The following is a 12,968-nucleotide window of genomic DNA, read 5'->3' as shown; positions in this document are numbered from 1 at the left end:
TTCATGCGGTACTTTTCTTCGTGGCGGGCTTGTCTCATATTAAAGGGCGACTCTCTCAAGCACTTAAGGACCGACTTCGATGAATACTGATAATGCGCCGAAGGGCATGCTGACATTGCGCGTTCCGGCCATGCCCAAGGATGCGAATGCGGCGTTCGATATTTTCGGCGGCTGGGTGATGGCGCAGATGGACTCCGCATCCGGCATTCGTGCTGCAGAACGCGCCAAGGGCCGCGTGGTGACGGCAGCGGTTCGTGAAATGTCCTTTGCCAAGCCGGTGAAGATCGGTGACGCGCTCTGCGTCTATACCGAGATTACGCGGGTTGGGCGCAGCTCGATCACGCTGCGGGTGGAAGCCTGGGCACAGCGTTACCTGACCCAGCAGATGGATCTCGTGACCCATGGCGAATTCGTCATGGTTTCTCTGGATGAAAACGGCAAGCCGACGCCGGTGCCGCCGGAGGAATAATGCATCGTCAAGCCCGGCATTGTGCCGGGCTTATTTAGAGCGGTTCCGGTTAAAACCGGTGGTTGGAACCGCTCTATCTATTTGTTTTCACGCATTATCCTACGCAAAACCGCTTCGCACTTTTACTGGAAATGCTCTATTTGCAGGCGCGATAGCCGCTGCGGCGCTGCATCAGGTCGAAATGGAAGTGATCGGCATGTTCCGGGTTATAGCCGGGGCCGAGAACTGTCGAGAAATAGCCGCATGCATCGGAGCGAACGCTGTTGAGCAGGCCCTTTTCGCGGAAGGCGAAGAAGCCCGGCTTGCGCACCATGATGTTCTTGCCGTTGTTCAGCACGATCTTGGTGACATCGATGGCGTTGCCGCGTGAATGTTCCGACATTTTCGCGCCGCGACGGCTGTTCATGGTGCGGCAGGAATAGCCCCCGGCATTATAGATCGTGCTCACGCCGGACAGATAGCGCATCCGCGAGGCAGGTTGCAGGTCGCCCTTGATCCAGCGGGCAAAGGCCTCGGTCACCTGACAGTTCAGTGTTGCCGCCGGTTTGAACGCGATGGAGCCACTGTTGAAGCCGGACACCTCGATGGGATTTGCGATCTGGCAGGAACTGCTGCGATAGATCGGCGGCTTTTCCTTGAAGACGACGCCGAGCCGTTTCAGGCGCGTGCGGCAGGCGGTTTCCGCATTGGACATCGTATAGATGTTTTCGGCAGCTGTTACCGGATTTTGAATCGGGGCTGAGAAGCCATAGTCGCCGGAATATTGCGGCTGGCTCTGCTGCGTGGATTGCGTGACGTGGTTCTCTTCCTCCTCGGCAAGCCCGACGATGCGTTCTTGCTGTGGCTCCTGCATGACGGGTGCGTCTACAACCGGGGCAGCATTTGCAATCGGTGCATCGGGAACCATCACGTCGGAATTGCCGACACTGGCCTGCGGGCGCGGGGCGCTTTCACCGGAACAACCGGCGATGATAGCCAGCAAGGCGAGGGACAAGGATGGGGCCAGACCTCGCAACCGGGAGCGCTGGCGGCTGACTGGAGCGGTGGCGGACAACGCAGAACTCATGTCCATACCTTTTCTTCAGGAGACCAGACCGATGGCGTTCCACGAATATTAGCTTGGAAGCGTAAAGGAAGAGTCAGCGCTCGCGTTAAGTGCTGTGGCGTAATCAGGGCAGCGGCCAGAGCATAATTTGGCTGGTGTGAAACGCGCTCCAGCGCGCAGGATTGGCAAAATGCCGCCTTTGTTCTATCACCATGCAGCGGTTTCGGGCCATGCCGCCGACAACATCCTCCCGGTCCCTGAAGTCATTTCCATGTCAGCACTGATTTCGCCAAGCGTCCTGCCGATCCTGCTTCTCATCGGCTCGAACGTTTTCATGACATTCGCCTGGTACGGGCATCTGAAATTCACCAGCACGCCACTCGTTACCGTCATTTTCATCAGCTGGGGCATCGCTCTGATCGAATATTGCCTCGCGGTTCCGGCCAACCGCATCGGGCACGAGGTCTATTCAGCGGCGCAGCTGAAGACCATTCAGGAAGTCATCACGCTGGTGATCTTCAGCCTGTTCTCGGTGTTCTATCTCAAGGAAGCCTTTACCTGGCATCATCTGCTGGGCTTTGCGCTCATAGCGGGTGGGGCAGCTCTTATTTTCAAGGGGTAGAGGCTGTTCCAAAAGTCGTCCTGTGTGGCTGCAAATGGCAATTATCTGCGTGCCGACGCTCATGTAGCTTTCTCTGGTGCATAGTCTTATCCGAAAAGTCTGCAACTTTTCTGGACCATGCTCAAAAGTACACTACGCTCCGGTACTCGAAAATCACCATTTTGATTCAGGCTCTGACGCACTTTACTCGGCAGGTTCAGGAACAAGAGCCGACTTGCGTTTCCAGAACATGGGAATGAGTTCCACCGCCATCATGGCGGCGAAGATCAGTCCGCAGCCGATAAAGCCTATGAAGGTCACCCGCTCGCCGAGGAAGAGCGCGCCGAACAGGGCCGCAAAAAGCGCTTCCGACGACAGGAAGATCGCGGCCTGTGCGGAAGTCGTATAGCGCTGTCCTATGGCCTGCAAGGTGAAGGCAATGCCGGACGAGAAGACGCCGGTGAAAAGAATTTCCTTCCAGGTGAGTGCGATGGCCGTCCAGTTGAAGTCTTCGATCATGGAGGCGATAGCAAGGCCTGCGAAGGCGCTGGTTGCGAACTGGATGCAGCTCAGTGTTATCGGCCGTCCTGCACGGTTTGCCCTGCTGATCAGGACCACCTGCAAGGCCCAGAAGACCGCGCCGCAAATGACCAGCCAGTCACCTTGCTTGAGCGCAGTCAACGTTCCGCCGGAAAGCAGGAATATGCCTGCCAGACATGCCGCCGCACTCGGCCAGACGACAGGATGCGGCCAAGTGCGGAACAGGACGACGCCAAGCACTGGCACCATGACGACATAGAGCCCGGTCAGAAAACCGGCATTGGTGACGGATGTGGTGATGAGCCCGATCTGCTGGAGAACAAGCCCGGTGAACAGGCTCAGTCCGATGAACATGAAGAAGAGATAGTTCGAGCGGCTCAGGCTGGTCCTTGCCCGACGGCCCTCGGCTACGGCCCATGGCAGGACAGTAAGGGCGGCGATTGCCGAGCGGATACCGATGAACAGAAACGGGCCGATACTGGCCATTGCCGTCGATTGGGCGACGAAACCCATGCCCCAGATGACGCCTGCCAGAAGCAGCAGCATATTGGCCTGTACGCGCGTCATCATTACCTCGGTTCGGGATATGTCATTGCAGAAAGAGAAACCGGACGCTTTTCAGCCTTTCCCGGTCGTCATGCTATAGGCAATATTATGGGCAGGCGGCAAGGGAACTTCCGATTCTGCGACATTCATGCATAGTCTGATTATAATTAGAGCGATTTCTTACCGACGGAGTGTTTTATGCTCTCTTTAAATCGTCAATCCGCTGTTGTGGCATCGATTGCCACAACGATGCTGTTTCTGGCGGGTGGGGAATCGCAGGCTGCTTTCAAGAAGGTTCGCGACACGCTGGTTCTGTGCGATTTCGCGCAAAACTGCACTTTGACCCTTACGCCGGTCGCAAGCGATGGCGCGCCGGGGCTTGGCATCTTTCGCAGCAGCCAGTCAGGCTCGAAGCCGCTACTCCGGCTTTCCTATGTCGATCCATCACAGAAAACTGGCAAGTTGGAGATTTCCATCGACGGTCAAACACTGCTCGATGTCGATGTCTCGGCTTTGAAGGCGCAGGACGATCAGCTGGATTATACGGGCGATGTGGTCAAGGCGCTCGACGGGATGAAGAACGGTCAGAAACTGCAACTGAAATTTGCCGGAAAGACCTCGACCTATTCGCTTTCGGGCCTTGTCGGCGGGCTGATCTATGTGGACGAACAGCAATCGCGCGACGGAACTGTCGAGGCATTGCAGGTCAAGGGCAGCAAACCGGCGCCTGTTCCGCCACAGCTCAAGCTGATCGAAACGGTCGAGCAGATACCGGCTGACATCCGCAAGGATTTTTCCGACGAGGCGGCGGTCTGTGGCGGGGCAAGCCCCGGCACGTTCCGCAATGCAGGCGGTTTCGAGACGAAGATTGCCGATGGCCTCGATCTTATCGGCCTGCCATGCGGATCGCCGGGCGCCTACAATCAGCCTTATGCCTTCTACAGCCGCTACGAAAACAAGACTGTGCCGATCTCGCTACCGACCATTTCCGACGATGGCCCGACTGTGACCGACACGGCATGGAACATCGACTGGACCCAGAAAACCTTGACGCTGGCGGCCTTCTTCAAGGGGAGAGGGCTTGGAGATTGCGGCATTTACGATGTCTGGAAAGCTACTGACAGCGGCGAGGGCCGGGTGCGTTTCGTTCTGGTGCAGGAACGTTCAAAAGGCGATTGCGATGGCAATTATGCCGGAGGCCCGGAGAAGTGGCCCGCGAGCTGGCCGGTTAACGCGCAATAGGTGCCGCTTAAGGGCACAGTTGACAGAGATATATTTTTCCGCGTGAAATGGTTGATGGAAATGCTATAGTTCTGTGAACGGCTATTCGAACGGTTCCGAGGCGGATGTTTCGGTGACCGTTTTCTTTTTGTGTGTCGGAGGCTGGTTGGCCTTCGAAAAGCGCCTCGCACTATCCAAGCATTGCGCGAGGTGAGGCGGGCAAATCAAGATGCCGGTGCGTGCAGGACCTCGGGGAGAGGTGAGTACCGGACGAAGGAAAGGACTGGGTATGGAAAAGTTCCCTATGACCCCTGGCGGTTTCGAAAAGCTCAAGGAAGAGCTGCGCTGGCGTCAGCAATCGGAGCGCCCTCGGATTATTGAGGCGATCGCCGAAGCACGTGCGCATGGCGATCTGTCGGAAAACGCCGAATATCACGCTGCGAAAGAAGCCCAGAGCCTGAATGAAGGTCGTATCAACGAACTGGAAGATCTGGTCGCGCGCGCCGAGATTATCGATGTCTCGAAGCTGTCGGGTGACCGCATCAAGTTCGGTGCCACCGTCACCATGATTGACGAGGATACGGAAGAAGAGAAGGTCTACCAGATCGTTGGCGATCAGGAAGCCGATGTGAAGGAAGGCCGCATCTCCATTTCATCGCCGATTGCGCGTGCGCTGATCGGCAAGGGCGAAGGCGATACGATTGAAGTCAACGCACCGGGCGGTTCGCGTTCCTACGAAATCGTCGGTTTGAAGTTCGTCTGATTTCCGTGTCCGTGCATAAGCCAGATTCCGGACCGGTTCGGGTTCAGGACGTCGAGGTAGTGGCGCCGAATTTCAAGCGCCGCCTCTCCGGTGTCACATCGACAATCGTTCAGCTGATCCCCTTGCAGCGCGCAAAGGGGTTGAACATTGCGACGATGGGGCCGGGCCTGCCGGATACGCTTCCGCATCTGGGATGGAGCGCTCTTTGGTCCTTCTGGTCAAAGCCAGCGACGAAACCGTTTCGCATCTGGCATGCACGGCGCAATATTGAAATGCTCGCCGGTATTTTCATGCGCGATGTGCTGCGCATGAAACTGAGGCTGATCTTTACCTCAGCTGCACAGCGAGACCACAAGCCGTTTACCAAATGGCTCATCCGCCGCATGAATGCGGTGATTGCAACGAGTGGTCGCTCGGGAAGTTTTCTCGAAGTCCCGCATCAGGTCATCATGCATGGCGTGGACTTGGAGCGTTTTCATCCGCCTGTCGGCGATGAGGACAGTTTCGCGGCGTCGGGCCTGCCCGGAAAATATGCGGTCGGTTGTTTCGGTCGTGTGCGTTCCTCCAAGGGAACAGACCTTTTTGTCGATGCGATGATTGCGCTGTTGCCGAAATATCCGGACTGGACGGCCATCATCACCGGACGCACGACTGCAGAACACCAGTCTTTCGAGGATGCGCTGAAGGCGAAGATCGCCGCTGCCGGTTTGCAGGACCGTATCCTCATTCTGGGGGAAGTGCCGGATATCCGCGTCTGGTATCGCCGCCTGACGCTTTATGTTGCGCCTTCGCGCAATGAAGGTTTCGGACTGACACCGCTTGAAGCCATGGCGTCGCAAACGGCAGTCGTTGCCAGCGATGCGGGTGCCTATGCGGAAATGATCGTGGAAGGCACCGGAGCATCGGTTGCGGCCGGTGACGGAGATGCCCTGCGCAAGGCTATCGAACCTTATCTGGCAGATCCGGCACTGGCGGAACGCGATGGCGAGAATGCTCTCAAGCATGTTCGCGCGACTTTCCCGCTCGAAAAGGAAGCAGCTGCCATCAGCGCTGTCTACGAGCGCGTATTCGCCGGGAAGTAACAAGTAATGACAGGGCGCTGCAATGCTGACGCATCACGCCCTGAAAATGCTCAATTGCCGCACGGGCTTAACCAGGTCTTGATAAGGCAAGCTCATCCAGACCTGGTATAATTCCCGGCGCAAACCGTCGAAATATCAGAGAATCATCAGCGGTTCGTCCTTGACCGGACGAATGGTCAGTGCGGTGCGCACGGAATCCACATTGGGAGCGGCGGTCAGTTCCTCGATCACGAAGGTCTGGAACGTGTTGAGATCGCGCGCGACGCAATGGAGCAGGAAATCGGACTCGCCCGAAACCATCCAGGCGCGGCGTACCAGAGGCCACTGCTTGGATTTCTCGGCAAAAGCCTTGAGGTCGGCATCGGCCTGACGATGGAGGCCAACCGAACAGAAAGCAACCAAATCCTGTCCAAGGGAATTGCCATTCAGAATGGCCCGATAGCCCCGGATAACGCCGCTTTCTTCCAGCTTGCGCACACGGCGCAGGCAGGGCGGAGCCGAAATACCGACGCGTTCGGCCAGCTCGACATTGGTGATGCGCCCGTTATTCTGGAGCTCCCGAAGGATTTTCCAATCGATTTCATCCAGATCGGCCTTGATCGGCATGCGTAACTCCGCGCGCAAGGAAATTTCATTCCGGGGTAATTATAGAACTTTCGTCGCCATCGTGGCGCAATCTAATCCTGCTCATATCAAATGAAACGGGCGGATGTAAACTGCCTAACGTTCTGTCAACGCACCCAAAAAGTGCGAGTGAACAGGATATACACGGTAACGAGCTCCAGACGCCCTGCCAGCATCAGGAAGGAAAGGACCCACAATGCCGGGTCGTGAATGGTGGAAAAGTTGCCGACGGGACCAATGGTGTCGCCAAAGCCGGGGCCGATATTGGAGAGGGCAGTCAGCGCGCCAGTGAAGGCCGACACGAAGTCGAGGCCCAGTGAAGCAAGCAGCACCGCGCCTATAATCAGTGAGGCGCAGTAGAGGAACAGGTAGAGAAGCACGTTCTGTGCGATTTCGCCGGAAACTTCCGAGCTGCCGTAGCGGATCTTGATGACAGCATGCGGCATGATGAGCCGGGCAAGATTGGCGCGCGTCAGGCTCCAAAGGATGATGAGGCGGTTCATCTTGATGCCGCCCGACGTCGAACCGGCGCAGCCACCCAGAAATGAAGCGAGAAAGAAAATTCCAATCGCGGGTGGTCCCCACAGGAAATAGTCTTCCGTGGCATAGCCTGTTGTCGTCATGACCGAGACAAAATGAAACGAGGCCGAGATCAGCGCGTCGCCGAAAGGCACATCAGACCCAAGTCGCAGAACCACCGCGAGTGCAAAGCTGAAGCTGATTGCGATCGTGAAGAACAGTTTCACCTGCGGGTCGACAAGCGATTCCATGCGGCGTGGCATGAAGGCCTTGATATAGAGCACGAAGGGCAGGGCCGAGAGGGCCATGAAGATCGTGGACACGACCAGGAGCGGGCGGTTTCCCTGATAAAAGCCGATGGAGCTGTCGTGAGTGGAAAAGCCTGCTGTCGCAATCGTCGTGAAGCCGTGGTTGATGGCGTCGAACATGCTCATGCCGACGGCAAAATAAGCAATGATGCAGGCGGCGGTCAGGCTGAGATAGGCCAGCACGATGCCGAGCGCGATCTGGTTCATGCGCGGGAGAATTTTTTCCGACTTGTCGGAATTCTCCATATGGAAGAGCGCCAACCCGCCCGCCCGCAGGGATGGCAGCATCAGCAGAGCCAAGCCGATAAAGCCGATACCCCCGATCCAGCAGAGAAGCGAGCGCCACAGGAGAATGCCACGCTGCATGTTGTCGAGCCCGGTCAGCGCGGTCGCGCCGGTTGACGTGACGCCCGACATGGCCTCGAAGAAGGCCGTCGCATAGCTGATCGGCAAATGCGAGAAATAAAGCGGTATCGAACCCAGAAAACTCGCTGTCAGCCAGAGGCACGCCGTCAGCAGAAAGCCAAGGCGCGGGGTGAAGCGCATCGTCTGGTTCTGGGTGGCCAGCAGAATCAAGGCTGAGAGCGCGCCGGTTGCCGCAGCTGAACGTACAAAGATCAGCCAGTCGTCACTCCCGTCGCGCAGGTCGATTGCTGCAGGCAGAAGCATGGCTACCGCCATGAGGAGGCCGAAACGCGCACAGATATTGGCGACTGTCTTATAAATGGCGGACGGCTCCGAGGTTAGGCAAATTTTCCCTTGTTTAGCGTGAGATCGATCCACCCGCAATGTGCTGGCTGTCAAAGGCTTTGCTTAAAGGTCACAAGCTGTGGCTAAAGCACAGCAAATCCCTGTGGAACCTTGCAAACATTGAGGGGCAGACCTACCTTGGCCATAATGTCGGGGCATTGGCCAAACAAGCGCGAAAGCGATTCTGGTGAGCCGGAACCCGTCGCTTTAAATCGATTTTAGAGTACCTCCCAAAGTGTGGAACATTTTGGACAAGGTACATGTGAAAACAAACATGTGGAGCGCTGATCTGGATCAATCAGATCAAAACGTTCCGGGACCGGAGAGAACTTCATGTCACAGCGTCACGCGCCAGTCATAGTCATCGGCTCAGGTCCTGCTGGTTATACCGCTGCGATTTATGCTGCTCGCGCCATGCTGAAACCACTCATCATTGCCGGTCTCCAGCAGGGTGGTCAGCTGATGATCACCACCGATGTGGAAAATTATCCGGGCTACGCCGATCCGGTGCAGGGGCCATGGATGATGGAACAGATGGCAAAGCAAGCGGAAAATGTCGGCTCCGAAATCGTCCATGACATTATTACCGAGGTTGAAACCACGGTGCGTCCTTTCCGCCTGAAGGGTGATTCCGGCACGATCTATACCTGCGATGCTTTGATCATCGCGACGGGTGCGCAGGCCAAGTGGCTTGGCCTCGACAGCGAGCAGACCTTCATGGGCGGTGGCGTTTCTGCTTGCGCGACCTGTGACGGTTTCTTCTATCGCGGCAAGGATGTGGTCGTTGTCGGCGGCGGCAATACCGCTGTTGAGGAAGCGCTTTATCTTTCCCATATCGCCAAGAGCGTGACGGTCGTGCATCGCCGCGATGGCTTCCGTGCAGAGAAGATCATGCAGGATCGTCTGCTTTCGCGCCAGAACGTCTCGGTGGTCTGGAACAGTGTGATCGACGAAATCCTTGGCACCGAGGCAAAGCCGCCGATGGGCGCAACCGTGACAGGCGTGCGCCTCAAGAACGTGGTGACGGGCGAGACGCAGGAACTCGACACGCACGGTGTTTTTGTCGCTATCGGCCACGCACCTGCGGTTTCTTTGTTCGAGGGCAAGCTCAAGCAGAAGCCGAACGGCTATCTGTGGACTGCACCCGATTCGACGGCCACCGACGTTCCGGGCATTTTTGCTGCGGGCGACGTCACGGACGATATTTATCGGCAGGCTGTGACTGCCGCCGGTTTGGGTTGCATGGCTGCTCTGGAAGCTGAGCGCTGGCTTGCCGCACAGGAACCGCTGCACGAAGCTGCGGAGTAAAGCATTTCCAAGCCAGAAGTGTGAGGCGGTTTTGCGTAAGGTGAATGCGGTGAAAACAATGAGAGGGGATAATCGTGGTCGCTCCGCTCGACTGGGATAAACTGCGCATTTTTCATGCTGCGGCTGAGGCTGGGTCGTTCACCCACGCAGCCCAGACATTGCATCTGTCGCAATCGGCTATCTCGCGTCAGGTGAGCGCGCTGGAGCAGGATGTCGGCGTCCCGCTGTTTCATCGTCATGCACGCGGTCTGATCCTGACCGAGCAGGGCGAAACGCTTTATCGCACTGCACATGACGTGCTGATGAAGCTTGAGAATGTTCGCTCGAAGCTTGCCGAGAGCAAGGAAAAGCCGACGGGTCGTCTTCGCGTGACGACGACTGTTGGTCTTGGCTCCGGCTGGCTGATCGAGCGGATTCAGGAATTCGTCGAGCTTTATCCCGATATCCAGCTGCAGCTGATCCTCGACAATGAGGAACTGGACCTGACGATGCGTCATGCGGATTGTGCCATCCGGTTGCGGCAGCCGCAGCAGCCAGACCTGATCCAGCGCCGGCTGTTCACAGTGCATATGCATGTCTATGCGTCGGCTGGTTATGTTTCGAAATATGGCAAGTTGAATTCGATCGATGAGATTGATCAGCATCGTGTCGTGACTTTCGGTGAACCGGCGCCAAGCTATCTGACAGGCCTGAACTGGCTGGAGATTGCCGGGCGCGCCGATGGCAGTACACGCATTCCGGCGTTGCAGGTGAACAATCTGCTGTCGATCCGTCGCGCTGTGCAGCGTGGCGTTGGCATCGCCGTTCTGCCTGACTATATGGCCGACAAGGAATCCGGGCTGGTGCAGCTTCTACCGGAACTGGAAGAAATACCGTCCTTTGATACGTTCTTCTGTTATCCGGAAGCCTTGAAGAACTCCGCGAAACTGCACGCTTTCCGCGACTTCCTGTTCTCGAAGGCCCGCAACTGGACCTATTGATCGTATCTTACTGTTCATAGAAAAGGCCGCGCTGATCGCCAGCGCGGCCTTTTTGCTTATGGCGATGGCTGGTTACTTGCGTGGCAGCAGGCGCTGCACTTCCTTGGATGCATCGGCAAGGGCGTCTTCCGGCGTGGCGGATTGCTCGACGACGCGCGAAAGATTGTCCACGATGGTTTGCGTCACCTTCACGCCGTTCGAACCCGGGAAGGCATACCACGGGATCATCAGTGACATCTGGCTGAGACCGGCCTTGAACAGCGGATTTTCCGCGTAGAATTTGCCGAGATATTCGTCGGACTTTGCAGCCAGTTCGTTGTTCGGCACATAGCCGGTGCCGGGAACGACGACGGAAGCGCCGTAAGGGCCGGCAGCGAACTTGGCGAATTTCCATGCCGCATCCTGCTTGGCCTGATCTTCGGTCAGGATGACGACTGCGTTGCCACCGGTTGGCAGGTGACCCTTTTCAGCATTGATAAGAGGAATTTTGGCAGTGCGCAGATCGAACTTGTCGCCGACATTCTTGATCGTGTTGCGCAGCGCGCCAGTCGTCTGGAACGAGAAGCCGACTTTGCCAGCCGCGAAAGCCTGCTCACCCGCTGCCTTGGTCAGAACCGGCATGCCGCCTTCCTTCACCATGCGGTCGACCAGCTTGAAGGCTTCGAGCCCTTCCGGTCCATCGAAGGCGACCTTCTTCTCGTCTTCGGTCAGCATGGTGCCGCCTGCGCCGAACAGAAGCGCCGAGAACATCCAGTCGTCACCCTGCCAGCGGAAATCAATGCCTTCATTGCCGTTGCCAAGCGCCTTGATCTTGCCGCCGAGCTCGATCACTTCGTCCCAGGTGGTTGGAGGCGTGTCGGGATTGCCGCCTGCTGCCTTCAGGAGATCAGCATTGTAATACATGATCGGGTTTGAGGTCGCGAAAGCAAGACCAACCTGACGGTCGCCAACGCGGGCGAGGCTCAGCAGGTGATCAGTGAAGCCCTGTGCTTCCATGTCGGTTTCTTTTTCGACCAGCGGCTTCATGTCGACGCCGATATTGCGCTCGGCCAATACGCGCAGGCGGTTCAACCCGGTGAAGGTGATATCCGGCATTTCCGACGTTCCGGCCTGACGCATGATCGTCTGGATGCCTTCTTCGTAGGTTGCCGAGGGGCTGACGAAGTTGATCTTGATGTCCGGATTTTCTGCCATGAACTTTCCAGAGATGTCAGCCATGACATCCTTGAAAAAGCCTGGCATCGGATAGTGCACATTCAGCGTCGTTTCGGCAAAGGCGGGCGAGCCGAGACCTGTTGCCATTGCCAGAGCGGCGAGTGCACTGGAGAAGCGTTTCATGTTTGAACTCCTGTGGAGGATGGGAGGGAAGAATTCAGCCCTTGAGGCCGGTGAGGGTGATGCCTTCGATGAAGCGGCGTTGGGCGGCAAGAAAAGCAAGCAGCAGCGGGAGCGTGATGATGAGGGTTGCCGCCATCAACGCCCCATAATCGTCGCCTGCTTCCGCAGCGCGGAAATAGAGGAGGCCCAATGGTGGTGTGGCGCGCTCCATGCCGTTGATAACGATCAGCGGCCAGAACAGATCGTTCCAGTGCGCAACCACCGAGAAGATCGAGAAGGCGGTGATGGCGGGCCAGGCATTGGGTACAATCACCCGCATGACGATGCCCGCCTCTGACATGCCGTCGAGACGCGCGGCGCTGATGAGATCATCCGGCATGGCGCGGAAGAACTGCAGAAACAGGAATATGCCGAAGACCGAGATGAAGAACGGAGCACTGAGAGCAAAATAGCTGTTGAGCACGCCGAGCTGATTGAAGCCGACATAGAAGGGCAATGCGGTGGCATGGATCGGCACGAGCAGGCCGAGCATGACCATCATCATCATAGTACGCTGGCCGCGGAAATTGAGCTTTGCCATGGCATAGGCGCAGGGAATGGCGACCACGACCTGAATGACCAGAATGAGCGCGCAGACGACTACGCCGTTAAACAGCAAAAGCCCCATCGGCACACGGCTGAATGCCTTGGCAAGATTATCCCAGAGCGCCCAGTTGTGCGGGATCAGCGACAGGGAGGACGAGAAAATATCCTGCTGCGACTTTGCCGCCGTCGACAGCATGAAGATGTAGGGCGCGACGAAAAGCAGGGCACCCAGTGAAAGAATGCCGAGGCGAAGCGAACGGGTGAAAGACATGCTGGTTTCCTCAGAGTG

13 protein-coding genes are annotated in these 12,968 nt (G+C 57.1%); 7 read left to right on the top strand and 6 right to left on the bottom strand.

All coding sequences use genetic code 11. The annotated features are described in order from the left end of the window. Nucleotides 1–79 precede the first annotated feature (79 nt). Entirely contained in the window at nt 80–469 is a 390-nt protein-coding gene (locus tag CES86_RS06535) for an acyl-CoA thioesterase (protein WP_010659642.1), read from the top strand. A gap of 136 nt (nt 470–605) precedes the next feature. Here CES86_RS06535 and CES86_RS06530 read toward each other — a convergent pair whose 3' ends face one another. Continuing rightward, entirely contained in the window at nt 606–1,535 is a 930-nt protein-coding gene (locus CES86_RS06530; RefSeq protein WP_012091680.1) for an extensin-like domain-containing protein, read from the bottom strand. A 250-nt stretch (nt 1,536–1,785) separates the two neighbouring features. Here CES86_RS06530 and CES86_RS06525 point away from each other — a divergent pair, with 250 nt between their 5' ends. Next, nucleotides 1,786–2,136, top strand: coding sequence for a DMT family protein (locus tag CES86_RS06525; protein WP_040130092.1), 351 nt, complete (start codon nt 1,786–1,788; stop codon nt 2,134–2,136). A 183-nt stretch (nt 2,137–2,319) separates the two neighbouring features. Here CES86_RS06525 and CES86_RS06520 read toward each other — a convergent pair whose 3' ends face one another. Beyond that, nucleotides 2,320–3,222 (bottom strand): DMT family transporter, encoded by a 903-nt coding sequence (locus CES86_RS06520; protein WP_012091682.1) that lies wholly within the window; start codon nt 3,220–3,222, stop codon nt 2,320–2,322. A gap of 177 nt (nt 3,223–3,399) precedes the next feature. Here CES86_RS06520 and CES86_RS06515 point away from each other — a divergent pair, with 177 nt between their 5' ends. The 3 genes from CES86_RS06515 (at nt 3,400) to CES86_RS06505 (ending at nt 6,267) form a co-directional block, all read left to right on the top strand. Beyond that, nucleotides 3,400–4,443, top strand: a complete 1,044-nt coding sequence (locus tag CES86_RS06515) for a DUF1176 domain-containing protein (protein ID WP_012091683.1) — start codon at nt 3,400–3,402, stop codon at nt 4,441–4,443. A gap of 268 nt (nt 4,444–4,711) precedes the next feature. Further along, nucleotides 4,712–5,185: a transcription elongation factor GreA gene (gene greA / locus CES86_RS06510; RefSeq protein ID WP_010659647.1), complete on the top strand. Its 474-nt coding sequence runs from the start codon at nt 4,712–4,714 to the stop codon at nt 5,183–5,185. An 11-nt stretch (nt 5,186–5,196) separates the two neighbouring features. Next, a complete protein-coding gene (locus CES86_RS06505; RefSeq protein ID WP_094514099.1) occupies nt 5,197–6,267 on the top strand; it encodes a glycosyltransferase family 4 protein in 1,071 nt (356 codons plus the stop codon). A 135-nt stretch (nt 6,268–6,402) separates the two neighbouring features. On the opposite strand, the gene CES86_RS06500 is transcribed toward CES86_RS06505, so the two are convergent. Both CES86_RS06500 and CES86_RS06495 read right to left on the bottom strand, forming a co-directional pair. Further along, on the bottom strand, nt 6,403–6,873 hold the full coding sequence (locus tag CES86_RS06500) for an Lrp/AsnC family transcriptional regulator (protein WP_010659649.1): 471 nt from the start codon (nt 6,871–6,873) through the stop codon (nt 6,403–6,405). Between the two features lie 125 nt (nt 6,874–6,998). Next, nucleotides 6,999–8,399 carry a TrkH family potassium uptake protein gene (locus CES86_RS06495; protein WP_029376059.1) on the bottom strand — a complete coding sequence of 467 codons (1,401 nt, stop codon included), beginning with the start codon at nt 8,397–8,399 and terminating at the stop codon, nt 6,999–7,001. Between the two features lie 402 nt (nt 8,400–8,801). Here CES86_RS06495 and trxB point away from each other — a divergent pair, with 402 nt between their 5' ends. Further along, a complete protein-coding gene (gene trxB, locus CES86_RS06490) occupies nt 8,802–9,776 on the top strand; it encodes a thioredoxin-disulfide reductase (protein WP_010659651.1) in 975 nt (324 codons plus the stop codon). 74 nt (nt 9,777–9,850) lie between these two features. Then, nucleotides 9,851–10,756, top strand: coding sequence for a LysR family transcriptional regulator (locus CES86_RS06485; RefSeq protein ID WP_010659652.1), 906 nt, complete (start codon nt 9,851–9,853; stop codon nt 10,754–10,756). Between the two features lie 72 nt (nt 10,757–10,828). On the opposite strand, the gene CES86_RS06480 is transcribed toward CES86_RS06485, so the two are convergent. Both CES86_RS06480 and CES86_RS06475 read right to left on the bottom strand, forming a co-directional pair. Further along, complete coding sequence (locus CES86_RS06480) at nt 10,829–12,094, bottom strand: ABC transporter substrate-binding protein (protein WP_012091688.1); 1,266 nt, start codon at nt 12,092–12,094, stop codon at nt 10,829–10,831. A gap of 34 nt (nt 12,095–12,128) precedes the next feature. Next, nucleotides 12,129–12,950 carry a carbohydrate ABC transporter permease gene (locus CES86_RS06475; protein ID WP_094513970.1) on the bottom strand — a complete coding sequence of 274 codons (822 nt, stop codon included), beginning with the start codon at nt 12,948–12,950 and terminating at the stop codon, nt 12,129–12,131. Between the last annotated feature and the right edge of the window lie 18 nt (nt 12,951–12,968).

It is taken from the genome of Brucella lupini, assembly GCF_002252535.1.
GTDB classification, from domain to species: Bacteria; Pseudomonadota; Alphaproteobacteria; order Rhizobiales; family Rhizobiaceae; genus Brucella; species Brucella anthropi.
This window is presented reverse-complemented; position numbering and strand designations above follow the sequence as displayed.